The sequence below is a fragment of the Agathobaculum sp. genome (assembly GCF_022775115.1).
In the GTDB taxonomy this organism is placed as follows: domain Bacteria; phylum Bacillota; class Clostridia; order Oscillospirales; family Butyricicoccaceae; genus Agathobaculum.
Genome location: NZ_JALFLA010000086.1, coordinates 1 through 25,286 on the forward strand (window position 1 = coordinate 1; position 25,286 = coordinate 25,286).

Sequence of the window (25,286 nt, forward strand, 5' to 3'; positions counted from 1 at the left end):
GCTGCTCACGGCGCGGGGCGTGCCGCTGATTTTGGATGCATCTCAATCGGCGGGCATACTGGATATCAACGTGGGCAAATACCCCTGTCTGGCCGCGGTGTGTATGCCCGGCCACAAGGCACTGTACGGCCCGCAGGGCACGGGACTGCTGCTTGCGCTGGACGACCGGATCGCGGCGCGGCCGCTGCTCGCAGGTGGTACGGGCAGCCTGTCCGAGCAGATGGAGCAGCCGGATTTTCTGCCCGACGCGCTCGAAAGCGGCACGCCCAACGTGCCGGGCGCGGCGGGGCTGGCGGCCGGCATCGCATTCGTGCGCGCGGTTGGCACGGCGCGCATATTAAAGCATGAGCGGAGGCTCGCCGCCGAGTTTGCGCGCGCGCTGTCGCGCGAGGAGCGCATCGAATGCTTTGCCCACCCGTCGCAGACCGGCGTGCTGTCGCTGCGTGTGCGCGGTGTGAAGTGCGAAACGCTAGCCGACGCGCTCGCGCGGCGGCAGATCGCCGTGCGGGCGGGACTGCACTGTGCGCCGCTCGCCCACCGCACAGCGGGCACCGAGCAGACCGGTACGGTTCGCTTTTCCATGTCCTTTTATTCGACCGCGCGCCAGCTCGAGCAGGCGGCGGGCGTGCTGCGCGAGACGGTAAAAAATCTGTGAAAACGCATACCGGCGCTATACAGCGCGGGGGATTTGTGGTAATATAATAAATTAGTAAGTACGCGCGTGGATTTGGCGCAAAAAAACGGAGCTTGAAACAGGACAGGTCGATTTATGGAGAATTTACAAAACCTTTTCTCCGGCGATTTTTTCACGATACGGCTCGATGAGCTGGTGCCGGATTTCAGAGGGCTGACGACGATATCCTTTGTGGACGTGGTGGATATCCTGCTCGTGGCCTACATCATGTACCGCTTGATGAAGCTGCTCAAGGACACCAGCGCCGAGCGGCTCATCAAGGGCATCATCGTGCTGGCGGCGGCGCTGCTGCTGACCAGCGCGATGGAGCTGACCACCATCAGCTTTATCCTGCGCATGGTGTTTACCTATGCGCCGTTCATGCTGGTCATCATCTTCCAGCCCGAGCTGCGCCGCCTGCTCGAGCAGGTGGGCAAGGGCAGCTTGAGCCGCCTCTTTGTTTCCTCGGGCGATCCCGGCGCGGTGCAGGCCGCGATCGACGCAGCCGTGTCGGCCTGCGCGGATATGTCGGCCAGCAAAACGGGCGCGCTGATCGTGTTTGAGCGGCATGAGCGGCTGGGCGAGATCGTCGCCACCGGTACGCTGGTGGATGCGCTGCCCTCGCCCGAGGTCATCAAAAACGTCTTTTTCAAAAACAGCCCGCTGCACGACGGCGCCATGATCGTGCGCGAGGGGCGCATATACGCCGCGGGCTGCGTGCTGCCGCTCTCGGGCAGCCAGAACCTGTCGCGCGACCTCGGCACGCGCCACCGCGCCGCCGTCGGCATGAGCGAATCGGCCGACAGTGTGCTGGTCGTCGTCAGCGAGGAGACGGGCGCGATCTCGGTCGCCATCGGCGGCATGCTCAAGCGCCATCTGCCGGTCGAGGTGCTGCGCAAGGTGCTCGAGGCCGAGCTGTTGGGCGGCGATAAACGGGAAAGCCGCCTGACCGCCCTGCGCAACATGTGGAAGGGGGGCGCGGGCAAATGAGCCAGTTCATCAAAAAGCATGATATTTGGCTGCGCCTGCTGTCGCTCGTGCTGGCGTTTGTTTTGTGGGCGATCGTGATGGATGAGGAAAACCCCAACCGCACGGTCAGCTTTTCTGATTTTCCGGTCACAGTAAAGGGAGAGAGCCAGCTGCTGGCTGTACACGGCCTGTCGCTGATCGAGGCCGAGGCCGACGGCGTGTTCGTGCAGGTGAGCGGGCCGCGCAACCAGATACAGAACAAGGACGATCTGCGGCGGCGCATCACGGCCGAGATCGACCTATCCGGCATCAGCGAGCCGGGCGAGTACGACCTTGCTGTCAGCGTCGTGGTTTCGCGCGCGGGCGTAGAGGTGAGCAGTATCTCGCCGCGCTCGATCCATGTGCGGGTGGATAAGGTGACGACGGCCACCGTACCGGTGCGCGTCGATGCCGCGGGCACACCGGCAAACGGCTACCGCATCGGCAAGCCCGAGCCGGTCACCACCGACCGGGTGACCATCGAGGGGCCGGCCTCCGAGCTGGACGGTGTGGCATACGCCTATGCTGTCATCAGCGCGGAGGGCAGACAGGCCACGGTGACCGAGGACTGCGCGCTGACACTGTACAGTGACGCGGGGCAGCCGATCACGAACGGCCATGTCACCTGCAAAACAGGCAAGATCAAGGTGCGTCTGCCGGTCTATCCGATCGAGACCATCCCGTTGACCGTCACCCTCAAGGATGGCGGCACGGTCAGCGCCGCGCAGACCAAGGTCAGCATTGAGCCGGGCAGCATCAATGTGGTGGGCGACCCGAATGTCATTGCGGGCATGAGCGTCATCAACCTCGGCGAGATCGACCTTGGCAGCATCAAAATTGATGTGCCGCTCGAAATACGCATCCCGCTGCCCGATGGCGTCCGGCTGGACGAGGGGCAGCCCCAATACGCCAAGGTGACCGTCACGGTCGACGGCGTTTCGACCCGTAAGCTGCAGGTAACCAGCTTTGTGCCGACCGATACGGCGGCCGACACCGGCGCGTATCAGACCGCAGTCGTTACCCCGCAGGTCGAGGTCGAGCTGCGCGGCAGCGAGAGCGCGCTGGCCGAGGTCGATGCGAACAGCTTTAAGATTGGGCTGACCTTTGACTCGTCCGCTCTTGGCGCGGGTACCCATTCGATCAAGGGCGTGGTTGTGGTATCCGGTCTGCCGGCAGGCGTGGCGCTGGTCGAGGAGGATGTGCAGGTGATGATCGAGATCACCGGGACAGGCTCGGACACGGGCGAAGACCCCGCGGGAGACGCGGGGGGCACGCCGGACGGGGGAGGCGCGGAAGGCATGATGCCTACGGACGCACCGGACGGAGAAGGCGGGAGCGCTGCATGAGCATTCTGGTCACAGGCATCCGCCTGCCGTTTGACGAGCCGGAGGAACTGGCGCTGCATCAGGCGCGCCGGCTGACCGGCCTCGTCTCGGACGAGACGCAGGCCGCCGTCTGCCGCGTCAGCATCGACGCGCGGCGCGGCAAGATCACCCGCGTGTACTCGGTGCGGCTGGATGCGCCGGTGGACGAGCAGGCGTGGGTGGACAAGCTGCAAATACCCACCGTGCGCTATAAATCCAACGAAAAACCGGCCGTGCCGTGCGGCGGCAAGCGGCTGGCGCACCGGCCGGTGGTCATCGGACTGGGGCCTGCCGGACTGTTTGCCGCGTACACGCTGGCCAAGCATGGCTATGCGCCGCTTGTGTTGGAGCGCGGCGGCGACCTTGCCGCGCGCGACCGGGCGGTCGAGGCGTTCTGGTCGGGCGGCGCGTTTGACCCGGCGAGCAACATCCAGTTCGGCGAGGGCGGCGCGGGCGCGTATTCGGACGGCAAGCTGACCACCCGCATCGGTGACCCGCTCTGCGACACCGTGCTGGAAACGCTGGCCGCGCACGGCGCGCCGGGCGATATCGTCAAAAAAGCAAAGCCCCATGTGGGCACGGATATCTTAAAAAACGTCGTGCGCGCCATGCGGCACGATATCGTGCAGAACGGCGGAGAGGTGCGCTTTCACACGGCGCTGACCGGCGTTCGACTGCGCGGCGGCGCGCTGTGCGCGGTAGAGGCGGGCGGAGATATGCTCGCCTGCGAGCGAGCCGTGTTGGCAGTCGGCCATTCGGCGCGGGACACCTTTGCGGCGCTGCACCAAAACGGGGTATACTTTGAACCGAAGGCGTTTTCGGTCGGTGTGCGCATCGAGCATCTGCAAAGCGCGCTTGACCGCGCGCTGTACGGCGCGCTGGCCGGGCATCCGCTGCTGCCGCCCGCCGAATACAACCTGTCCCGCCGTGAGGGAGGACGGGCCTGCTACTCGTTCTGCATGTGTCCGGGTGGTGTGGTCGTCGCGGCGCAAAGCGAGCCGGAGACGATTGTCGTAAACGGTATGAGCTACCATGCGCGCGACGGCAGAAACGCAAACGCCGCGCTTGCCGTCTCGGTCGAGCCGGCGGATTTTGCCGACGGCACGCCCTTCGGCGGCGTTGCCTTGCAGCGGCAAATCGAGCGCGCGGCCTATGCGCAGACCGGTTCGTACCGCGCGCCCTGCCAGCGCGTGGGTGACTTTCTCGCGGGCAGGACGACCCGGCGCGCGGGCACGGTCGAGCCGAGCTATCCGCTCGGTGTGGTGTACGGAGAGGCCGCCGCCTGTCTGCCGCCCTTCGCGCAGGCCATGCTGCGGGACAGTTTGCCGTATTTCGGGCGGAAGATACGCGGCTTTGACGCGCCGGACGCGCTGCTGACCGGCGTGGAGACGCGCACCTCGTCGCCTGTACGCATCACGCGCGGGATTGACCTATTCGGCCTTGGCTGTGCCGGTCTCATCCCCTGCGGCGAGGGTGCGGGCTACGCGGGCGGCATCATGTCGGCCGCGGTGGACGGCATTAAGGCCGCGCACCGTATTATGGAAGAATTTGCGCCCGTTTTGGGCTGAGGAGGGAATATGATGACCCAACAGGGAACGATAAAAAAGCTGCTGCCGGACGGCATGGCCGAGATCGAGGTCACGCGCCGCTCGGCCTGCGGACACGACTGCGCCAAGTGCGGTGGCTGCGGCGGGCTGGAGACGCAGATCCTGTACGTTACCGCGCGCAACCGCGCAGACGCGCAGGTGGGCGAGCGGGTGCTGATCGAGGGCGAGACCGGGCAGGTGCTCGGCTTTGCCATGCTGGTCTACCTGCTGCCGCTTGTGCTGTTTTTCATCGGCTACGGCATCGGCGGCCTGCTGCACGCGGGCGGCGGGATGAGCGCGCTGCTCGGCGGGATACTGTTTCTGTGCGGCATTTTGGGTGCTGTGCTGTATAGCCGCGGGATGAAGCGCCGGGGTGCGATACCGTTTGAGATCGTCCGGCGGCTCTGAATTTTTTATGAATTTTTGCGGGTTTCTTTCGCTTTTCTCTTGTCTTATCGGTAAAAGTTCGGTAGAATTATATTCATTGCATCCGCTGGGCGGGTACGCCGTCCCGCGTCCGATGACAAACAACCGCGCGCCGCGCGGTGCGAAAGGGACTTGCAATGTTTGGCTTTATCCGTCCGGTCAAGGCTGAGCTGCGCGTCAAGGAGGCGGAGCGGTTCCGGCAGGTGTACTGCGGGCTGTGCCACACGATCCGCGCGCAGTACGGCCACTTTTATACCCTGTTTTTGAGCTATGATATGACCTTTTTTGCGCTGGTCATCGGCTGCGGCGAGCAAAGCGCTGCGCCGCCCTGCCAAAAGCGCTGCGCTGCCCATCCGCTGGTCAGGCAGTCCTGCGCGGAGACCGATGCGGCGCTTACGCGCGCGGCTGATGTCAGCGTGCTGCTGACCTACCACAAATTGCAGGACAGCGTGCGGGATGAGCGGGGCATCAAGCGCCTTGCCGCAAGGCTGCTGTGCCTGCTCGGCCGTCGGGGCTACCGCAAGGCCAGCGCGCGCCTGCCCGACGCCAATGCTGAGATGGTCGAGGCGCTTGCCGCGCTGCACATGCTTGAGCAGCAAAACTGCGACTCGATGGATCGCGCGGCAGATGCCTCGGCCAGACTGACCGCTGCCGCCGTGCCGCATACGGGGGACAGCCGCGAGCGCGTGCTGCGGCAGATGTTTTACCACATCGGCCGCTGGCTGTACCTGCTGGATGCCGCGCAGGACGCCGGCGAGGATATCAAGGCCGGGAGTTATAATCCCGTTGTGCGCCGCTATGGGCTGCGCACCGCCGACCTGACAGAGATAAAAGAGCCGCTCGAGCGCACGCTGGAGCGTTCGCTTGCCGATGTGTGCATGGCGTTTGACCTGCTTGACGCACGGCAGGACGCGGAGCTGATCCGCAATATTATTTTTCTGGGTATGCCGGTCGTCACCCGGCAGGTGCTGGACGGCACATACCAGACGAACGGAGGATGGGGCAAGCATGGATCCCTATAAGGTGCTGGGCGTTACGCCGCAGACGAGCGATGACGATGTAAAGCGCGCCTACCGCGAGCTGGCGCGCAAATACCACCCCGACAACTATGTCAACAATCCGCTTGCCGATCTGGCCGAGGCGCGCATGAAGGAGATCAACGAGGCCTACGACATGATCATGAACGAGCGGGCGGGGCGCGCCGGGGGCGCGTCCGGTGCGGACGGTCAGCAATACGGCTCTGCCGCCGGGCAGCAGCAATACGGTTCTTATGCGGGGCAGAACGCCTATGCAGGGCCGAATGCCGCGCTGTACAGCCGGGTGCGTCTGGCGATCAACCAGCGCAACCTCGGCCTTGCGGAGTCTCTGCTGCAGCGCTCGACCGAGCGGGATGCTGAATGGTTCTTCCTGATGGGCACGGTGTACCACCGCAAGGGCTGGTACGACGAGGCCGGCCGCGCTTATACGCAGGCTTGCCAGATGGACCCGCTCAACGGTGAGTACCGCACGGCACTCAACAATCTGAATATGTCGGGCGGCTATGGCGGCTACCGGCCGATGGCCGAGGCCAATGTGTGCGACTGCTGTGTGCAGATGGCCATTTGCAACTGCTGCCTGAATGCCTGCTGCGGAGGCGGCTGCTGAGTTGAGCGCGCGTGAGATGGCGCGGGGCGGCCTGCTTGCGGCCGTGGCCGTCGCCCTGCTGTATGGGGGGAGCGTTTGGCCGTGGATGGGCGCGGCGGCGTGCGTGATCGCCGGGGTGAGCACGGCTGTGCCGCTGATGCGGAACGGTGGACTGCGCGCGGCCGTGCTGCTGTATGCTGCGTCGGCCGCGCTGGCGGCGCTTGTTGTGCCGCGCAAGAGCATAGTGTTGGGTTATGCCGTTTTTGGGGGACTATACCCTATTTTGAAATACGCGGTCGAGGCGCGTGTGCCGCGCCGCATGCAGCGGTGGTGCAAGCTGGCTTATTGGAATGTGCTGCTCGCGGCGGCGCTGCTGCTGGTGCGGCAGGGCTTGCTGCCGTGGCTGATGCCGCGCGGCTGGACGCGGCTGGCGCTGCTGTGCGTGGCCGCCAACATCATCTTTTGGTTTTATGACATTGGGCTGTCGCGCTTGATTGCGCGCTTGCAAAGCACGCTGCCGCCCGATTAAGGGCTTAAGAAGGGGATAACGCATGATGAAAAGTATGACCGGCTACGGTTGCGCCAAGGAGCAGCGCGGCGGCAAGACCATTACCGTCGAGCTGCGCGCGGTCAACCACCGCTATCTGGACTGTGCGGTCAAGGCGCCGCGGCAGTACAGCTTTCTGGAGGAGGCCGTGAAAAAGGCGGCCGCCGCGCGCATCGCCCGCGGCAAGGTGGAGGTGTTCGTCGCCGTCGAGGTCGAGGGGGGCGGCGCGGTCAATGTGACGGTAAACCACGCGCTGGCCGCGCATTATCTGGCCGCGCTGCGCGAGCTTGCCCAGACCTACGGCCTGCGGGAGGACGTGACCGCCATGACCCTTGCCAAGCTGCCCGACGTGCTCGGCTCGGAGCGCGTCGAGCAGGACGCGGACGAGCTGACCGGCGATGTGACGGCAGTCTTCGCTGCCGCCTGCGATAGCTTTGACCAGATGCGTCTGCGCGAGGGTGCAAGGCTGGCTGACGATGTGCGCGCTCGCTGCGCCGCGATCGAGGCGCTGGTGGGCGAGGTCGAGACACGCGCGCCCGCGCGGGTGCGCGAATACCGCGAAAGGCTGCTCGCCCGGATGCGCGAGGTGCTGGCTGACGCGGGCGTGGACGAGACCCGTATCGTGACCGAGGCGGCCATCTACGCGGATAAGACCGCCGTGGACGAGGAGACCGTCCGCCTGCGCAGCCACCTGCATCAGCTCGGCCTGATGCTAGAGGAGAAGCAGCCGGTCGGCCGCAAGCTGGACTTTTTGGTGCAGGAGATGAACCGCGAGGCCAATACCATCGGCTCGAAGGCCAACGATGTGGAAATGGCGCGCCTTGTGGTCGATATCAAGGGCGAGATCGAAAAGATACGCGAGCAGATACAGAATATTGAATAAAAGGGGGCGGCGCGGTGAAACTCATCAACATCGGTTTTGGCAACATGGTCTCGGCGGCGCGGCTGATCGCCATCGTCAGCCCGGATTCGGCGCCGGTCAAGCGCACGGTGCAGGAGGCGCGTGACCGCGGCATGGTGGTGGACGGCACCTACGGCCGCCGCACCCGCGCCGTGCTCATTATGGACAGCGATCATGTGGTGCTCAGCGCGCTGCAGCCGGAAACGGTCGCCGCGCGCTTTGCGGGCGAGACGACAGAAGGAGGCGGCGAGGATGCGTAAGGGCACTTTGTATATTTTCACCGGCCCGTCGGGCGCGGGTAAGGGCACGCTGCTGGCGCGGCTGCTTCAGGAGGACGACCGGCTCTTCCTTTCGGTTTCCGCGACCACACGCGGCCCCCGCCCGGGTGAGCAGGACGGTGTACACTACTATTTCCTCTCGCGGGAGGAATTTGACCGCCGGGTGCAGGAAAACGCTTTTCTCGAACACGCAACCTATGTGGGCAACAGCTACGGCACGCTCGAAGCCCCGGTCGACGACAAGCTGCGTGAGGGACTGGACGTTATCCTCGAGATCGAGGTGCAGGGCGCGATGCAGGTCAAGCGCAAGCGGCCGGACGCGGTGCTGGTGTTCATTGCGCCGCCGTCGTTTGAGGAGCTGGCCGCGCGCCTGCGCGGGCGCGGCACGGAAAGCGAGGAAAAGGTGCAAAAGCGGTTGAAGACCGCGCGGGAGGAAATGCGGCAGCAGGATGCGTTTGACCACATTGTGGTAAACGACCAAATCGACCGCGCCGTGCGCGAGCTGCATGGCATCCTTGCGGCGCGGCGCACATAAGTAAAAACCATATCTATTCAGGGAAATAAAGGAGAAAACACACTATGCTGAAACCTTCGATGCAGGAACTGATGAAACGTGTCGGCAACCGCTATCTGCTCGTCAATTTGGCCGCGCAGCGCGCGCGCGATATTGCCGATCAGGCCGAGGAAAGCGGTGAGCAGCTGTCTGACAAGGCGGTCAAGCTGGCGCTCGATGAGATCGCGGAGGGTTCGGTCGTTTATCGTCCCGGCCCGCGCACAACGCCGGTCATCATCCCGCAGAACAACGCCATCGCGGCCGCGATGGTCGATGTGGACGCGATCGACCTTGACGAAGAGGACGAGGAAGACGAAGACGAAGACGGCGAGCGCATCGAGGATAAGGATGAAGACGAGCTGCGCCCGTTTGACGACTTTGACGACGAGGAGCTGGACGACGGCGATGTGCCGGAGGAGGACCGGTAAAGCATGTGCCTTTCCGGAAAAACGGTCGTCCTGTGCGTAACGGGCGGCATCGCGGCATATAAAGCCGCGGATCTGGTCAGCAAGCTGCGCCACGCGGGCGCGGCGGTGCGTGTGCTGATGACCGAATCGGCCACCGCGTTCATCACGCCGATGACGTTTGAAACGCTGTCGGCAAACCGCGTCGTGGTCGATACGTTCGACCGCGATTTCGCGTGGGAGGTCGAGCATATCGCGCTGGCCAAGGCGGCGGATGTGTTCGTGATCGCACCAGCGACGGCCAATATCATCGCCAAGGCGGCGCACGGCATCGCGGACGATATGGTGTCGACCACGCTGCTGGCTACGCGGGCGCCGGTCGTCATAGCGCCCGCGATGAACACCGGCATGTATGACAATCCGGCGACGCAGCGCAACCTGGAGACGCTCCGGGCGCGCGGCTTTCATATTGTCGACCCCGCGGCGGGGCGGCTGGCCTGCGGGGACGATGGCCGCGGCAAGCTGGCCGACACGGCCGCGCTGCTGCACGGCATCGAAAAGGCGCTCACCCCGCAAGATTTGCAGGGGCGGCGCGTGCTGGTCACCGCCGGGCCGACGCAGGAGGCGCTCGACCCGGTGCGCTACCTGTCCAACCATTCCTCGGGCAAGCAGGGCTATGCGCTCGCAGCCCGTGCCGCCATGCGCGGGGCCGAGGTAACGCTGGTCTCCGGGCCGACCGCGCTGGACACGCCCGCCGGCGTGACGCTCGTGCGCGTTGTATCCGCGCGGGAGATGTATGACGCGGTGCTGGCGCGTGCGGTCGGGCAGGACTTTATCATCAAGGCCGCCGCCGTGGGCGACTACCGCCCGGCGCATATGGCCGAGGAGAAAATGAAGAAAGGCGCGGACGAGTTGACGGTCGAGCTGACGCGCAACCCGGATATTCTGGCCGCGCTCGGCAGCTGCAAGCGCCCGGGACAGCTCTTATGCGGCTTTGCGATGGAAACGCAGAACCTGCTGGAAAACGCGTCGGGCAAGTTGCAGCGCAAGCATTGCGATATGCTGGTCGCCAATTCGCTGCGGGACGAGGGCGCGGGCTTTCAGACCGATACCAACCGCGCCGTGCTGCTGTTCGCGGACGGGCGCGTCGAGTATCCGCCGCTGATGCGCAAGGAGGCGCTGGCCGATTTGATCTTCGACCGGCTGCTGGCGCTGGCGGCGGAGTGAACGGCCTTGCCGCGACCGAAGGGAGGTGTGCCCGTTGGCTGAGACCATCTGCGCCGTCGCCGTGGACGCGGCGACCTTTGCGATAGATAAGCTATATTCCTACCGTGTGCCGGACGAGCTGCGGGAACAGGTGCTGCTCGGCAGCCGCGTTCTCGTGCCGTTCGGCTTTGGCAATAAACGGGCGGAAGGCATTGTGCTCGCCTTTCCGCAGGACAGCGGCGGGCACAAGCTCAAGCCGGTGGTCGAGGTGCTCGATGACACGCCCCTCCTGACCGCCGAGCAGCTGAAGCTTGCCGCGTGGATGCGTGAGCGGCTGTACTGCACCTTTTTCGACTGCGTACACGCCATGCTGCCCGCCGGGGTGTGGTTCAAGCGGAATGAGACGTACACGCTCTCGGCGGAGGCCGACCTTGCCGCGCTGCACGCGCGCGAGGGGGACGCGGGCGCGGCGCTGCGTCTGTTCGACCGGTCGGGGCAGACGCTTGCGGCAGCCGATATCCGCGCCCGGCTGGGCGGGCGGAGTGTGACGCGCGTGCTTGACGCGCTCGCGGGCGAGGGCGTGCTCACCTATCGCAGCAACACATCCCGCGTGTCGGGTGATAAAACCGAAAAAATGCTCGCACTCGATATGGAGGCCGGCGAGGCCGCGCGCCGCGTCGGCAAGCGCAGCCCGGCGCGGCTGGATGTGGTGAGCATATTGGCAGACGGCGGTTGGATGAGCCAGAAAGAGCTTGGTTATATGACCGGCGTGGGCGACGCGGCGCTGCGCGACATGGTCAAAAAGGGGCTGCTGCGGGTGCGGTATGAGGAGCGCCTGCGTACACCGGACTTTTCCGAGGTCGAGCGCGCCGCGCCGCCCGTGCTGTCTGCCGCGCAGCAGCAGGTGTACGAGGGCATGGCCGCGCTGCTCGACGAGGACGCGCCCCGCGCCGCGCTGTTGTTCGGCGTGACCGGCAGCGGCAAGACAGCTGTTTACCTCAAGCTGATCGAACGGGCGCTTGCGCAGGGGCGCGGCGCGCTCGTGCTCGTGCCCGAGATCGGCCTGACCCCACAGGTCATCCGCCGCTTTGCCGCGCAGTTTGGCGACAAGATCGCGGTCATGCACTCGGCGCTGTCGGTCGGCGAGCGGTACGACAGCTTCAAACGGATCAAAACAGGCGCGGCGCACGTCGTGATCGGTACGCGGTCGGCCGTGTTCGCGCCGGTGGAAAACCTCGGTCTTATCATCATCGACGAGGAGCAGGACGGCGCGTACCGCTCCGAGCAGTCGCCGCGCTACCATGCGCGCGACGTGGCCAAGTACCGCGTTACGCAGCACAACGCGCTGCTCGTGCTCGGCTCGGCCACGCCTGCGGTCGAGAGCTGGTACGGCGCAAAGCAGGGCAAATACCCGGTGTTCACGCTCACCGAGCGGTTTATGGGCACCGCCTTGCCTGAGGTGGTCATCGCGGATATGCGTGGACTGGCGCGCGAAGGAAGTGCCGGTGTGATCGGCCCGCTGCTTGAAAATGAGCTGACTGAAACGCTGCACAAGGGGCGGCAGGCTATCCTGTTTCTCAACCGGCGCGGCAACAGTCGCGTGATCGGCTGCGCGCTGTGCGGCTGGATGCCCAACTGCCCCTCCTGCTCGACGACGATGACCTACCACTCGGCCTCGAGTCGCGCGATGTGCCACTACTGCGGCGCGTCGGTCAAAATCACCGGCACTTGCCCTGTGTGTGGTGGCGAGCGTCTGTTCACCGAAACGCCCGGCACGCAAAAGGTCGAGCAGGAGCTGCACGACAAGCTGCCCGCCGCCCGGGTGCTGCGCATGGACGCGGATACCATGCACGTCAAGGGCGCGCATGAGAAAATGCTCGCTAAATTTGCCGGGGGCGAAGCCGATATCCTGCTCGGTACCCAAATGGTGACAAAGGGACTGGATTTTGACAAGGTGACGCTGGTAGGCGTGCTCGATGCCGACCAGAGCCTGTACGCGCAGGACTACCGCGCGCGTGAGCGCACGTTTTCGCTCGTCACGCAGGTGGTCGGTCGGGCGGGACGGCGGTTTGACACGGGCAAAGCCGTCATCCAGACGTACAGCCCAAACCATCCGGTCATTCTGGACGCGGCACGGCAGGACTATGAGGCCTTCTTCGCGCGTGAGCTGGAGACCCGGCAGGCGCTGCGCTGCCCGCCTGTGTGCGGGCTGACCGCGCTGACCGCGACGGGCGAGGTCGAGCAGCAAGTGCTGCAAAGTCTGCTTGCGCTCAAAACACGGCTGCAAAGCCTGATGGAAGGGCAGTACGCCGATGTGAAAACGCCCGTGCTGGGGCCGGCGGCGGCGCAGGTCGTGCGCGTAATGGGACGCTACCGCTACCATCTGACCCTGCGCGCTGCGGACAGCCCGCGCTGGCGCGCACTGATCGCGGGCGTGACGCGCGAATTTTTACGAGATTCTAAAAACCGCGGGGTGACGCTGTTTGCTGATGGAAGCCCCGAGCTGTAAATATACGGAAAACTGAGACAAGGAGAATGGAATATGGCAATACGCAACATCCTCAAGCAGGGCGACGAGCAGCTGTTAAAGCGCAGCCGCAAGGTAGAAAAGTTTGACGAGCGCCTGCACATGCTGCTCGATGACATGCGTGAGACGCTCGCGCAGTCGGGTGGTGTCGGGCTGGCCGCGCCGCAGGTCGGCGTGCTGCGCCGCGTCGTCGTGCTGCTGGATATCAACAAAGAGCCGGAAGAGGTGGTCGAGCTGGTCAACCCCGAGGTGATCGAGCAGCGCGGCGAGGAGCGCCGCGTCGAGGGCTGCCTGTCGGTGCCGGGTGTGTACGGCTATGTCACCCGCCCCACTTGGGCGAAGATCCGCGCGCAGGATCGGCACGGCAACTGGTTTGAGCGCGAGGGCGAGGGCATGGTTGCCCAGTGCTTCTGCCACGAGACCGAGCATCTGGACGGGCATCTTTTCACCGAAAAGGTGGAAGAATATATTGACCCGGCCGAGCTGTCCGGGGACAATGAGGACTGTGTGGAATGAGGATCGTCTTTATGGGCACGCCGGATTTCGCCGTGCCAAGCCTGCAAGCGCTGCTGGATGCCGGACATGAGGTGTGTGCGGTGTACACCCAGCCGGATAAGCCGCAGGGGCGGCGGCAGATATTGACCGCGCCGCCGGTCAAGGAACTGGCCGTGCGGCACGGCATCCCGGTCTATCAGCCGAAAACGCTCAAAAGCGAGGAAGAGCAGGCAAGGCTGCGCGCGCTTGCGCCCACGCTGATCGCCGTTGTGGCCTATGGTAAGCTGCTGCCGGGCGCTGTGCTCGATATCCCACCGCGCGGCTGCGTCAACGTGCACGGCTCGCTGCTGCCGCGCTGGCGCGGGGCGGCGCCCATCCAGTGGACAGTCATCGCGGGCGATAAGACTGCGGGCGTGACCACCATGCGCATGGATGAGGGGCTGGACACCGGCGATATGCTGCTGACCTATCAAACGCCGGTCGGCGCGCGGGAGACTGCGGGCGAGCTGTTTGACCGGCTGGCGGTCGAAGGCGCAAGGCTGCTGGCCGAAACGGTCGAACGGCTCGACACGATCGTGCCGCGCCCGCAGGACGATGCGCAAAGCTGCTACGCGCGGCTGCTGGACAAGGAGCTGGCGGTCATCGATTGGACAAAGCCCGCGCATCAGATCGACTGCCTGATCCGCGGACTCAACCCGTGGCCGGTGGCGCTGACGACGCTCGCGGGCGAGCGGCTGAAGATCTATGCCGCCATGCCTTGCGCGGGTGCGGGCAAGCCGGGTGAGGTCATCGAGAGCGACCCCAAAGTCGGACTAACCGTTGCCTGCGGCACGGGCGCGCTGCGGCTGGAGGAGATACAGGCGGTCGGCGGCAGGCGGATGCGGAGCGCCGATTTCCTGCGCGGCCACGCGGTCGAAAAAGGAACGGTTTTGGGCGTATAACAGGAGGTTGCTATGCCGTATTATTATGGATTTGACATGTATTATCTGGTGCTCGTGCTGCCCTGCATCATTTTGGCGTTCTGGGCGCAGTCGAGCGTCAATTCTACTTTCAACCGCTATGCCAAGGTGCGCAATCTGCGCGGCATCACGGGCGCGCAGGCGGCCGAGGCCGTGCTGCGCCAAAACAGCGTGAGCGGTGTGCGCATCGAGCATGTGGCGGGCAGGCTGACCGACCACTACGACCCGCGCACAAACGTTATCCGTCTGTCGAGCGCGGTGTACGGCTCGGATTCGGTCGCGTCGGTCGGCGTGGCCGCGCACGAGGCCGGGCATGCCGTGCAGTATGCCATGGGCTACGCGCCGATCAAGCTGCGCGCGGCCATCATTCCGGTGACGCAGTTCGGCTCGCGCGCGGCGCTTCCGCTGCTGCTGCTCGGCCTGATTTTCAACTACGGTATACTGATCGACATCGGAATCTGGGCGTTTGCGCTGTCAACCGTGTTTCAGCTGGTCACGCTGCCGGTCGAGGTCAACGCCTCCAACCGCGCGCTGGCCGCCATCGAGCAAACCGGCCTGCTGACCGCCGACGAGTACCCGATGGCACAGAAAACGCTGCGCGCGGCCGCGATGACCTATGTGGCGGCGCTGGCCGTGTCGCTAGCGCAGCTGCTGCGCCTTGTTCTGCTGTTTGGCGGGCGGCGGCGCAATGATTGACGCGCGCCCGCGCACACCGCGCGAGACCGCAGCCTTCGCGCTGTTCTCGATGGCCGAGGACGGCGCGTGGTCGGACGGCGCGCTGCGCTTCTACCTGTCCCGCGCGGGGCTGACCGGCCGCGATGCGGCGCTTGCCGCACGGCTGACCTACGGCACAGTGCAAAACGAGCTGCTGCTCGATTGGTATCTGCGCCGGTTTTCCAGCGTACGGCTCAAAAAAATCGCGCCGCGTGTGCGCATCTGTCTGCGGCTCGGCCTGTACCAGCTGGTTCTGCTGGATAGGATACCCGCACACGCTGCGGTGGATGAAACGGTGGCGCTGGTCAAAAAGCACTGCCGCGCAAACGAGCGCACGGTCGCCTTTGCCAACGCCGTGCTGCGCGGCGCGGCACGGGCGGCGCAGGCGGGCGCGCTGCCCGCGCTCGACTGCCCGGATAAGCAGAGCTACTACGCGCTCAAATACAGCCACCCGGCGTGGCTGGTGCAGCTGTGGACGCAGCAGTTCGGTGAAAAGGAAACCGAGGCGCTGTGCCGGGCGGATAACGCCGAGGTGCCCGTCTCGGTGCGCGTCAACACGCGGAAAGCATCGCCCGCAGCGCTGCGGGAGGAGCTTGCACAGGCGGGCATTACCGCCGTGCCGCACCGCGCATTTACCGATATCCTGCTGTGCAGCGGCGGCGACGTGACCGCGCTGCCCGCCTTTGCGGCGGGCAGGCTGACCGTGCAGGATGCGGCGAGCGCGCTGGCGGCGGCGGTCGTGGGCGCACAGCCGGGCGAGACTGTGCTCGACTGCTGCGCTGCGCCCGGCGGCAAAAGCTTTGCCATCGCCGGGGCGATGGACGACTGCGGCCGTGTGCTGTCGTGCGATGTTTACGAGCATAAGCTCAAGCGGATACAGGAGGGTGCGGCGCGGCTGGGGCTTTCGAGCATCGAAACGGTCTTGCAGGACGCCGCGCAGCCGCGCGAGGAATGGCGCGGCATGGCCGACCGGGTACTGTGCGACGTACCGTGTTCGGGCCTTGGTATCATCCGCAAAAAGCCCGAAATACGCTATAAGGACCCGGCGGCACTTGAAGCGCTGCCCGCGCTGCAAGCGGATATACTGCGCAACTGCGCGCGGTATGTCAAGCCGGGGGGAACGCTGGTCTATTCGACCTGCACCATTCTGCGGCGGGAGAACGAAGCGGTCGTGCGTGCCTTTTTGGCGGAAAACGACGGCTTTGAGCCGGCGGCATGGTCGCATCCGGTGTGCGGCGCGGCCGGGGACGGCATGATGACGCTACTGCCGCACCGGCACGACACAGATGGCTTCTTTATCGCAAAAATGAGGAAAAAACCATGACGGAGATCAAAAACCTGACGATCGACGAGCTGAAAGACGAGCTGCGGGCGATGGGCGAAAAGCCCTTCCGCGCGGGGCAGATATTCAAGTGGCTGCATGAGGGCGTGCGCTCTTTTGACCAGATGAGTAATCTCTCCAAAGAGCTGCGCGCCGCGCTTGCCGCGCGCTATGTGCTGACCGTGCCCGAGGTGGCGCGCAAGCAGGTGTCCCGGATAGACGGCACGGTCAAGTACCTGTGGCGGATGCGGGACGGCGACTGCGTGGAATCGGTACTGATGCACTATGAGCACGGCAACACGGCCTGCGTATCCACGCAGGTGGGCTGCCGCATGGGCTGCAAATTCTGCGCGAGCGGCTTAAACGGCCTGAAGCGGCAGCTGTCCGCGGGCGAGATACTCGACGAGGTGCTCTTCATGCAGCAGGACAGCGGTGAGAAGATCAGCAACATCGTGCTCATGGGTACGGGCGAGCCACTGGACAACTACGAGCAGGTGCTGCGGTTTTTGCGGCTGGTCAGCTGCCCGGAGGGGCTCAACATCGGCCAGCGGCATATCTCCTTGTCAACCAGCGGAATTGCTGATAAAATAGAGAGGTTAGCGGAGGAAAAATTGCAGATCACGCTTTCTGTCTCGCTGCACGCGCCCGATGATGAGACGCGCTCGGCCATCATGCCGGTCAACAGCGCCTATCCCATCGAGCGGCTGATGCGCGCCTGCAACTACTATTTTGATAAAACAGGCCGCCGCATCTCCTATGAATACATGATGGCGCGGGATAAGACCGACCGCCCGTGGCAGGCCGAAAGGCTGGCAAGGCTGCTGCGCGGCCGTCCGGCGCATGTCAACCTGATTCCGCTCAACGAAGTGGCCGAAAGCCCGCTCTCGCCCTCGTCCAAGGACGCGGTGCGGCGGTTTCAGGCGGCGCTGCAAAAACACGGCGTGACTGCGACTGTGCGCCGCAGGCTCGGCCCGGATATCGACGCGGCCTGCGGTCAGCTGCGGCGCAGGGAGCTGGAGACGTGAGCGCTATATTCAATACGCGAGGTGACATAAGTGGAATTTTTCGGTTTGACGGATAAGGGGCGCGTGCGCCCGACCAATCAGGATATATACCAGATCGAAGCGCGGGAGGACAACGGCGCCGCGCTGCTCGTCGTGTGTGACGGCATGGGCGGCGCGAACGCCGGCAACGTGGCCAGCCGCTTTGCCGCGCAGGCGTTCACCGATGCTGTGGCGCCCGCGCTGGGCGGCGCGCTCGATGAGCAGACCCGCCGCAGGCTGCTGACCGCCGCGCTGGCCGCCGCCAACGAAACCGTGTTCACGCTGGCTGGCCGCCAGCCCGAGTTTCGCGGCATGGGCACGACGCTGGTCGCCGCGCTGGTGTGGGGCGGCAGCGCGACCGTGCTGAACGTGGGCGACAGCCGCGCCTATCTGTTTGACGGCGCGCGCCTGCATCAGTTGACCGACGATCACTCCTATGTGGCCGAGATGCGCCGCCGCGGCCGTCTGACCGAGGAGGCTGCGCGCACGCACCCGCAGAAAAACCTGATCACCCGCGCGGTCGGCGTTGAGCCGACGGTCGAGGGCGACCTGTTTGAGACCCGGCTGGCTGAAAACGAGGTGCTGCTGCTCTGCACGGACGGCCTGACCGGCATGGCCGAGGATGAAGCTATTGCGCGCACGATCAAGCGCGCGGATACGCTCGCGCTGGCGGGCGAGGCGCTGCTCAGCCTTGCGCTGGCGGGCGGCGGCAGGGACAATATCACGGTTGCGCTGTTCACCCGCGGCGCGGGAGAGGAGGCGTGACCCCGCATGGATAAGTATATCGGCAAATGGCTCGGCGGCCGGTATGAGATCATCGACGTGGTCGGCGTAGGTGGCATGGCGGTGGTCTACCGCGCGCGGGATACCGTGCTCGGGCGCTATGTGGCCGTCAAGGTGCTCAAGGACGAATACGCCAAGGACCCCGATATCCGCCGCCGCTTTTCAAACGAATCGCAGGCGGTCGCCAAGCTGTCGCACCACAACATCGTGTCGGTGTTCGATGTGGGCAGCGAGGGCGGCGTGGACTATATCGTCATGGAGCTGATCGAGGGCGTCACCCTCAAGGAATACCTGCGCAAAAAGGGCCGCCTGCCGTGGCAGGAGGCGCTGTTCTTTGCCCAGCAGATCTGCCGTGCGCTGGTACACGCGCATTCGCGGGGCATCATCCATCAGGATATCAAGCCGCAGAACGTCATCATCCTGCGCGACGGCACGGCCAAGCTGACCGATTTCGGCATCGCCTCCTTTGCGACAACGCAGGAGACGCGCGTGGTGCAGGAGGCCATCGGCTCGGTGCACTACATCTCGCCCGAACAGGCCAAGGGCTCAAAAATCGACTACCGGACGGATATCTATTCGCTCGGCGTTGTGATGTATGAAATGCTGACCGGCAAGCTGCCCTTTGAGGGGGAGACCGCCTTGCAGGTCGTTATGCAGCACCTGAATGCCGTGCCGCTCGCGCCGAGCGAGCTTGCGCCCGATGTGCCCGCGGGCATGGACGAAGTGGTGATGCACGCGATGTGCGCCAACACGGCCAAGCGCTATGCCTCGGCAGAGGAGCTGTACGCCGATCTGGAGCGGCTCAAGTCTGATCCGGACGCGCAGTTCCGCTATACCAACCCGGACGATGAGAGCGGCCAAACGCAGGTGCTCGGCCGCGCGGTGCAGCAGGCCGCGCGCCGCACGCCGGTATCGCCTGTGCGCGACCGTATGCCGCCGCACCGGCAAAGTCCGACTGCCGCGCCCGAGCCGGAAGGCTTTTTCGACCGGATGGCCGAGCGTCCCGGCCTTGCTGCGGGCATTGCGGTGGCGGTGTTCACAGTCATCGCGTTGGTCGTGGCTGGACTGCTGCTGTTCGCCGGGAATAACGGGGAGGAAAAGGTGGCCGTGCCGTCCTTCGTCGGCAAATATATCGACGAGGTGATGAATGACCCCGAGGCGACCGCGCTGTTCACCATCCGGGAGGCCGGTACGCGCATCCCCTCTGACCGCCCGGTGGGTGAGATATTGAGGCAGAGCGTCGACCCCGGCAAAAAGGTGGCCAAGGGCACCAATCTGGAGCTGACCGTATCCGCCGGCGGGGAGAACATCAAGGATACCTATAAGATCGTTGACTTCAAGGGCAAAAAGCTCGATTATGTGACGACCGTTCTGGGTGAGCATGAGGTGTCCTACCGCACAGCAGAGGAATTTTCCGACGAGGTGGAGAAGGGCTTGGTCACGCGCACCGACCCGCCCGCAGGGCAGGAGCTGGAAAAGGGCGCGACGTTGACCATCTATATCAGCCGGGGCAAGGAGACGCGCGAGACGCAGGTGCCCGACCTGTTCGGCCTGACCGAGAGCGAGGCCAGAAAGGCGCTTGAGGCCAAAAAGCTGACGCTCGGCTCGATCGATCTGATCGAGAGCACGGCGGAAAAGGGTACGGTCGTCTGGCAGTCGACCGCCAGAAACAGCGCGGTGCCCGAGGGCACGGTTATCAATGTGCAGATATCGGGTGGCAAAAAGGAAGAGGAGCCGCAGCCTGAGCCGCCGGAGAATACCGGTGGCGACCAGCCGCCCGACGCGCCGGTCGAGCCGGTGATGGGCAGGGCGAGCGTGCAGGTGGCGCTGCCTGAGGGGAGCGACCTGACCCACGTCATCATTCTGGTTGACGGCGAGGTAAAGTATGACCAAACGCACACCGATGCGGGCGGCACAGTCACGGTTGCGCTGACCGCACCGGCCGGTCAGCACGAGGTCACGGTCAGTATCGACGGCAACGCAAATACCTCGATCTACACGTTCAATTGAGAGAAGGGGCGTATTTTTTGAGCGAAGGGATCATTCTCAAGGGAGTCGGCGGCTTCTACTATGTGGATACGGCCGATGGCCTGATCGCGTGCAAAGCGCGGGGTAAATTCCGTAGAACGGTCGGCAAGCCCATTGTGGGCGACCGCGTGCAGCTTGCGCTGCAGCCGGAGGACGGCACCGGCTATCTGCTGGACATCGCGCCGCGCAAAAACGCGCTTGTGCGCCCGGCGGTGGCTAATCTGGATATGCTGGTCGCAGTCGCCTCGGCCGCGCCGCCGGTGACCGACCCGTTTCTGATCGACAAGGTGACGGCCATCGCCGTGCACAAGGGGATGGACGCGCTGGTCGTTATCAACAAGACCGATGTCGACCCGGGTGATGCGCTTCTTGCGGCCTACCGCAGCAGCGGCATCGAAGTGCTGCGCGTCAGCGCGCGGACAGGCGCAGGCATCGACACGCTCCGGGCGCGCATCCGGGGCAAGGTGTCGGCCTTCGCAGGCAACTCGGGCGTGGGCAAGTCGAGTGTGCTCAACCGCATCGACCCGCAGTTCGGCGCGGCGGTCGGCGCGATCTCCGACCGCATCGGCCGGGGCAAGCACACTACCCGCCATGTCGAGCTGCATCCGATCGAGGGCGGCGGCTACATCGCGGACACACCTGGCTTTTCCTCGTTTGAGACCGAGCAGATGGATCTGGTGCTGGCGGACGACTTGCAGTACGCCTTTCCCGAGTTTGCGCCCTATCTGGGTCAGTGCCGCTTTACCGGCTGCGCCCATATCAAGGAGAAAGGCTGCGCCGTGCTCGCTGCGGTCGAAGCGGGCGAGATCGCCCGCACCCGGCACGCCAGCTATGCCAAGCTGTATGAAAGTGTAAAGGATCTGAAGGAATGGGAGCTTTTGAAGGGCGGCACGCGCTGATCTTTGCGGCCGCGCCCGAGCGGGAGTACGGCTATATCCGTGCCTTTTTGGCCGAGCATCCGTCGGCGCTGATCGTCTGCGCGGACGGTGGGCTGCGCCATGCGCGTGCGCTCGGCCTGCATCCCGACCTGATGGTGTCGGACTGCGATTCGCTGGACGAGGTCGAGGGGCGCGAGGTCATTCGGCTGACGCCGGAAAAGGACGATACGGACACGCAGCGCTGTCTGCGGGAGGTGTTCGGCCGCGGCTGCCGCGAGGCAACGCTCGTCTGCGCAACGGGCGGGCGCGTCGACCATATGCTGGCTAACCTCTCGCTGCTGGAGGAGGCGCAGGCGATGGGCGGGCGGCTGACCGTTCTTGACCGGCAGAACAGCATTGTTTTGCATGAAGGAGGGCGGCAAAATTTCATCATGCCGGCGGCATACCGGTACTTTTCGCTCATTCCGCTTGATGCGGTGCTGACCGGCGTGACCATCGAGCACGCCAAGTATCCGCTGCGCGGAGCGACGGTCACCCGCGCCGGCATGGTCACCATATCCAACGAGGCGACCGACCCTGTCTTTACTGTTTCGATTGAAAACGGTCGCGCACTGGTCATCTTTTCGCGCGACCTGCCGCGCGCTTTGTGAATGTTCCACACCGGGCCGCCCTTTGGGGCGGCTTTTTTCTATAAAATGGTTTTTGCAGTTTTGCAAAGCCGGACTTGCAAAGCGCGCCGCGCGGGCATATAATAAAAGAAAAAGAAGGAACCAGCGGGAAACGTAAAAATACAGAGGGAGTGCTGAACTGTGGCATTGAAACCGATATCCAAGATCGCTGCGGGCGTGCAGGCGTCGACCACGCTTGCGATCGACGCGCTGTTCAAGCAGATGAAGGCGGAGGGACAGGACGTTGTCGGCTTTGGCGCGGGCGAGCCGGATTTCCCTACGCCCGAACATATCAAGCAGGCCGGCATCGAGGCCATTGAGGACAACCAGACGCGCTACACGCCGGCCGCCGGCCTGATGGCGCTGCGCGAGGCCGCGTGCTACCGGCTCAAGGAGGACTTTGACCTTGACTATACCCCGGCGCAGATCGTGGTCGCCTCGGGCGCGAAGCACTCGGTCTACGTGACGCTGATGACGCTGTGCGACCCCGGCGACGAGGTCGTGATCGGCGCGCCATATTGGGTCAGCTATTCCGAAATGGTCAAGCAGGCGGGCGCTGTGCCCGTGATCGTCACCGCCGGGGAGGAGCACGATTTTAAGATCACCGCTGCCCAGCTCGACGCGGCCATCACGGACAAAACCAAGGTGTTCATGCTCAACTCTCCCTGCAACCCGACCGGCATGGTCTACACCCGCGAGGAGCTGACCGCCATCGCCGAGGTGTGCTGCCGCCGCAACATCTATGTCATCGCTGACGAGATATACTGCAATCTGGTGTATGATGACAAGGAATTTGTCTCCTTCGCCTCGCTGGGTGAGGACACCAAGGAGCGCACGATTATCGTAAACGGGGTGTCCAAATCCTACGCGATGACCGGCTGGCGCATCGGTTACACGGCCTCCAACCCGCAGCTGGCCAAGGTGATGGCCAGCTACCTGAGCCATTCGACCTCCGCACCCTCGACCATCTCGCAGTACGCGGCCATTGCCGCGCTGCGCGGCCCGCAGGAGGATATGCAGGTGATGAAGCGCGCGTTTGAGGAGCGCCGCGACCATCTGGTCGACCGGATGAACCGCATCGAGGGGGTCTCCTGCATCAAGCCGCAGGGCGCGTTCTATGTGATGATGAACATGAAGAGCTTTCTCGGCAAGACGATGTACGGCAAGCGGATCGAATCCGCCGACGATTTTGCCCACCTGTTTCTGGAAAAGGGGCTGGTGGCCACCGTGCCGTGTACGGCGTTTGCCGCGCCGGGCTTTATCCGGTGGAGCTATGCAACCTCGCTCCACGAGATCGACAAGGGTCTTGACCGTTTGGAAGCGTTCATAAAAAATGCGTAAATGCCTGCAAAAGCCATGTTTTGGCTTGAAAAACGCGGCATATGGTGTTACACTAAGAACGGACTGTCCGCAGTCCGTTCTTTTGCCTTTTGAGAAAAAGAGTATGGATCTGAAAGGAAGACTCGAATGAACAACGTGTACGAAAGCCCGCTTTCCTCGCGCTACGCATCGGAGGAGATGCTCTATACCTTTTCCGCGGATATGAAGTTTTCGACTTGGCGCCGCCTGTGGGTGTCACTGGCCAAGGCCGAGATGGCGCTTGGCCTGCCGATCACGCAGGCGCAGGTCGACGAGATGGAAGCACATCTGACCGACATCGACTATGAGACCGCAAAGGCCAGAGAGAAGGAGGTGCGCCATGATGTGATGGCGCATGTCTATACCTTCGGCAAGGCGGCGCCCAGCGCGGCCGGCATCATCCACCTTGGTGCGACCAGCGCCTATGTGGGCGACAACACCGATACCATCCAGATCCGCGCGGGGCTGCTGCTCGTGCGCAAAAAGCTAGCGACCGTGCTCGATAAGCTCGCCCGCTTTGCCGAGGCGCACAAGGCGCAGCCGACACTGGGCTTTACGCACTTCCAGCCCGCGCAGCTGACCACGGTCGGCAAGCGCGCGACGCTGTGGATGAACGAGCTGCTGATGGATCTGGGTGAGGTCGAGTTCCGCATCGAAAACCTGCGTATGCTCGGCTCCAAGGGCACGACCGGCACACAGGCCTCCTTTATGGAGCTGTTTGACGGCGATGAGTCCAAGGTAAAGGAGCTGGAAAACCGCATCGCGGCGGATTTCGGCTTTGCGGGCGTCGTGCCGGTCTCCGGCCAGACCTATTCGCGCAAGATTGACGCGCAGACGCTCGCCACTCTCGCGGGCATCGCGGCGTCGGCCTCCAAATTTGCCACCGACCTGCGCCTGTTACAGCATTTGAAGGAGATCGAGGAGCCGTTCGAGGCGCACCAGATCGGCTCGTCCGCCATGCCGTATAAGCGCAATCCCATGCGTTCGGAGCGCATCTGCGCACTGGCGCGCTATGTCATCTGCGACAGCCTCAACCCCGCCTTTACTGCGGCGACACAGTGGTTTGAGCGCACGCTTGACGACTCGGCCAACAAGCGTATCTCCGTGCCCGAGGCGTTCCTTGCGGTCGACGCGATTCTGAACATCATGATAAACGTCGTCTCCGGGCTGGTCGTGTACCCTAAGGTGATCCACCAGCGCGTGATGAACGAGCTGCCCTTTATGGCGACCGAGAATATCATGATGAGCGCGGTCAAGCGCGGCGGCGACCGGCAGGAGCTGCATGAGCGCATCCGTACCCACTCGATGGCCGCGGGCAAGCGTATCAAGGAGCAGGGACTGGATAACGACCTGATCGACCGCATCGCTGCCGACCCGCTGTTTGGCATGACGCGCGCCGAGATCGAGGCCGAGCTTGACCCGCAAAACTACATCGGCCGCTGCCCCTCTCAGGTGGATGAGTTTATCCGCGCGTGCGTCCGCCCTGCCATTGCACCCTATCTCGATGGCGAGGAAATGCAGGTAGAGATCAATCTGTAATCGTAAAGGCTCCCTTGTGCAAAAGGGAGCCTTTGTTATATATCCATTTAGCGGTTGATGAAGAAATATAGCAAGAGGACAACGAAAAGTGCAATCGTCAAAGTCTAAAGTGTGCGATAGTTGGCGGTGAGGCGAGTCTGTTTTTGCAGCGCTTCACCGTCCGGCGGCGATGCTAACAGCAGGGATGGTTTTTATAACCTGTCCCTGCTGTTTTCGCAAAAGAGCGTGGCGAATGATAAAGCAGGCGAACAATTTGATAAAAGAAGTCAGTGTTTTAATATATATGGGAGAACTTTTACAAACATAGTATCCTCTTTTCGCATATAGGTCTCTCCTTTTATCATCTATGTCCACTGTTCCATAAAACTGTGTGAATTAACAGGAGAATCATTTGTAGATACTG

General features: G+C 63.8%; 25 protein-coding genes. All 25 read left to right on the top strand.

Features of this window, described 5'->3' with window-relative positions:
* Positions 1–655, top strand: a 655-nt coding sequence (locus tag MR935_RS10240) for an aminotransferase class V-fold PLP-dependent enzyme (RefSeq protein WP_290573234.1), incomplete at its 5' end; no start/stop codon positions are given.
* A gap of 114 nt (positions 656–769) precedes the next feature.
* Positions 770–1,663 (top strand): diadenylate cyclase CdaA, encoded by an 894-nt coding sequence (gene cdaA / locus MR935_RS10245; protein ID WP_290573236.1) that lies wholly within the window; start codon positions 770–772, stop codon positions 1,661–1,663.
* Positions 1,660–3,027 carry a CdaR family protein gene (locus MR935_RS10250; RefSeq protein WP_290573238.1) on the top strand — a complete coding sequence of 456 codons (1,368 nt, stop codon included), beginning with the start codon at positions 1,660–1,662 and terminating at the stop codon, positions 3,025–3,027. The genes cdaA and MR935_RS10250 overlap by 4 nt, the downstream gene beginning before the upstream one ends.
* Positions 3,024–4,613: an NAD(P)/FAD-dependent oxidoreductase gene (locus MR935_RS10255; RefSeq protein ID WP_290573239.1), complete on the top strand. Its 1,590-nt coding sequence runs from the start codon at positions 3,024–3,026 to the stop codon at positions 4,611–4,613. Before MR935_RS10250 ends, MR935_RS10255 begins: the two co-directional genes overlap by 4 nt.
* Before the next feature lie 12 nt (positions 4,614–4,625).
* Positions 4,626–5,039, top strand: coding sequence for a SoxR reducing system RseC family protein (locus tag MR935_RS10260; RefSeq protein ID WP_290573241.1), 414 nt, complete (start codon positions 4,626–4,628; stop codon positions 5,037–5,039).
* A 155-nt stretch (positions 5,040–5,194) separates the two neighbouring features.
* Positions 5,195–6,079 carry a DUF5685 family protein gene (locus MR935_RS10265; RefSeq protein ID WP_290573243.1) on the top strand — a complete coding sequence of 295 codons (885 nt, stop codon included), beginning with the start codon at positions 5,195–5,197 and terminating at the stop codon, positions 6,077–6,079.
* Positions 6,066–6,701, top strand: coding sequence for a J domain-containing protein (locus tag MR935_RS10270; RefSeq protein WP_290573245.1), 636 nt, complete (start codon positions 6,066–6,068; stop codon positions 6,699–6,701). Before MR935_RS10265 ends, MR935_RS10270 begins: the two co-directional genes overlap by 14 nt.
* A 1-nt stretch (position 6,702) precedes the next feature.
* Positions 6,703–7,209 carry a hypothetical protein gene (locus tag MR935_RS10275; RefSeq protein WP_290573247.1) on the top strand — a complete coding sequence of 169 codons (507 nt, stop codon included), beginning with the start codon at positions 6,703–6,705 and terminating at the stop codon, positions 7,207–7,209.
* A gap of 22 nt (positions 7,210–7,231) precedes the next feature.
* On the top strand, positions 7,232–8,110 hold the full coding sequence (locus MR935_RS10280) for a YicC/YloC family endoribonuclease (protein WP_290573249.1): 879 nt from the start codon (positions 7,232–7,234) through the stop codon (positions 8,108–8,110).
* A 14-nt stretch (positions 8,111–8,124) separates the two neighbouring features.
* Positions 8,125–8,388, top strand: a complete 264-nt coding sequence (locus MR935_RS10285; RefSeq protein WP_290573250.1) for a DUF370 domain-containing protein — start codon at positions 8,125–8,127, stop codon at positions 8,386–8,388.
* Complete coding sequence (gmk, locus tag MR935_RS10290; RefSeq protein ID WP_442863039.1) at positions 8,381–8,941, top strand: guanylate kinase; 561 nt, start codon at positions 8,381–8,383, stop codon at positions 8,939–8,941. Before MR935_RS10285 ends, gmk begins: the two co-directional genes overlap by 8 nt.
* Before the next feature lie 44 nt (positions 8,942–8,985).
* On the top strand, positions 8,986–9,387 hold the full coding sequence (gene rpoZ, locus MR935_RS10295; protein ID WP_290573252.1) for a DNA-directed RNA polymerase subunit omega: 402 nt from the start codon (positions 8,986–8,988) through the stop codon (positions 9,385–9,387).
* Between the two features lie 3 nt (positions 9,388–9,390).
* Entirely contained in the window at positions 9,391–10,590 is a 1,200-nt protein-coding gene (gene coaBC / locus MR935_RS10300; protein WP_290573254.1) for a bifunctional phosphopantothenoylcysteine decarboxylase/phosphopantothenate--cysteine ligase CoaBC, read from the top strand.
* Positions 10,591–10,624: 34 nt separating this feature from the next.
* Positions 10,625–13,078 carry a replication restart helicase PriA gene (gene priA / locus MR935_RS10305; RefSeq protein ID WP_290573255.1) on the top strand — a complete coding sequence of 818 codons (2,454 nt, stop codon included), beginning with the start codon at positions 10,625–10,627 and terminating at the stop codon, positions 13,076–13,078.
* 33 nt (positions 13,079–13,111) lie between these two features.
* Entirely contained in the window at positions 13,112–13,612 is a 501-nt protein-coding gene (gene def, locus MR935_RS10310) for a peptide deformylase (RefSeq protein ID WP_290573256.1), read from the top strand.
* The gene (gene fmt / locus MR935_RS10315; protein WP_290573257.1) at positions 13,609–14,532 is read left to right on the top strand and encodes a methionyl-tRNA formyltransferase; all 924 of its coding nucleotides are present in this window, start codon (positions 13,609–13,611) and stop codon (positions 14,530–14,532) included. Before def ends, fmt begins: the two co-directional genes overlap by 4 nt.
* A gap of 12 nt (positions 14,533–14,544) precedes the next feature.
* Positions 14,545–15,246, top strand: coding sequence for a zinc metallopeptidase (locus MR935_RS10320; protein ID WP_290573259.1), 702 nt, complete (start codon positions 14,545–14,547; stop codon positions 15,244–15,246).
* Complete coding sequence (rsmB, locus tag MR935_RS10325) at positions 15,239–16,588, top strand: 16S rRNA (cytosine(967)-C(5))-methyltransferase RsmB (protein WP_290573261.1); 1,350 nt, start codon at positions 15,239–15,241, stop codon at positions 16,586–16,588. Before MR935_RS10320 ends, rsmB begins: the two co-directional genes overlap by 8 nt.
* Complete coding sequence (gene rlmN, locus MR935_RS10330; RefSeq protein ID WP_290573264.1) at positions 16,585–17,610, top strand: 23S rRNA (adenine(2503)-C(2))-methyltransferase RlmN; 1,026 nt, start codon at positions 16,585–16,587, stop codon at positions 17,608–17,610. The genes rsmB and rlmN overlap by 4 nt, the downstream gene beginning before the upstream one ends.
* 30 nt (positions 17,611–17,640) lie before the next feature.
* Complete coding sequence (locus MR935_RS10335; RefSeq protein ID WP_290573266.1) at positions 17,641–18,393, top strand: Stp1/IreP family PP2C-type Ser/Thr phosphatase; 753 nt, start codon at positions 17,641–17,643, stop codon at positions 18,391–18,393.
* A 6-nt stretch (positions 18,394–18,399) separates the two neighbouring features.
* A complete protein-coding gene (pknB, locus tag MR935_RS10340) occupies positions 18,400–20,421 on the top strand; it encodes a Stk1 family PASTA domain-containing Ser/Thr kinase (RefSeq protein ID WP_290573268.1) in 2,022 nt (673 codons plus the stop codon).
* A gap of 17 nt (positions 20,422–20,438) precedes the next feature.
* Positions 20,439–21,338 (top strand): ribosome small subunit-dependent GTPase A, encoded by a 900-nt coding sequence (gene rsgA, locus MR935_RS10345; protein WP_290573270.1) that lies wholly within the window; start codon positions 20,439–20,441, stop codon positions 21,336–21,338.
* Entirely contained in the window at positions 21,308–21,967 is a 660-nt protein-coding gene (locus MR935_RS10350) for a thiamine diphosphokinase (protein ID WP_290573272.1), read from the top strand. Before rsgA ends, MR935_RS10350 begins: the two co-directional genes overlap by 31 nt.
* A gap of 165 nt (positions 21,968–22,132) precedes the next feature.
* On the top strand, positions 22,133–23,326 hold the full coding sequence (locus MR935_RS10355) for a pyridoxal phosphate-dependent aminotransferase (protein ID WP_290573275.1): 1,194 nt from the start codon (positions 22,133–22,135) through the stop codon (positions 23,324–23,326).
* A gap of 126 nt (positions 23,327–23,452) precedes the next feature.
* Positions 23,453–24,883, top strand: a complete 1,431-nt coding sequence (gene purB, locus MR935_RS10360; RefSeq protein WP_290573273.1) for an adenylosuccinate lyase — start codon at positions 23,453–23,455, stop codon at positions 24,881–24,883.
* Positions 24,884–25,286 lie beyond the last annotated feature (403 nt).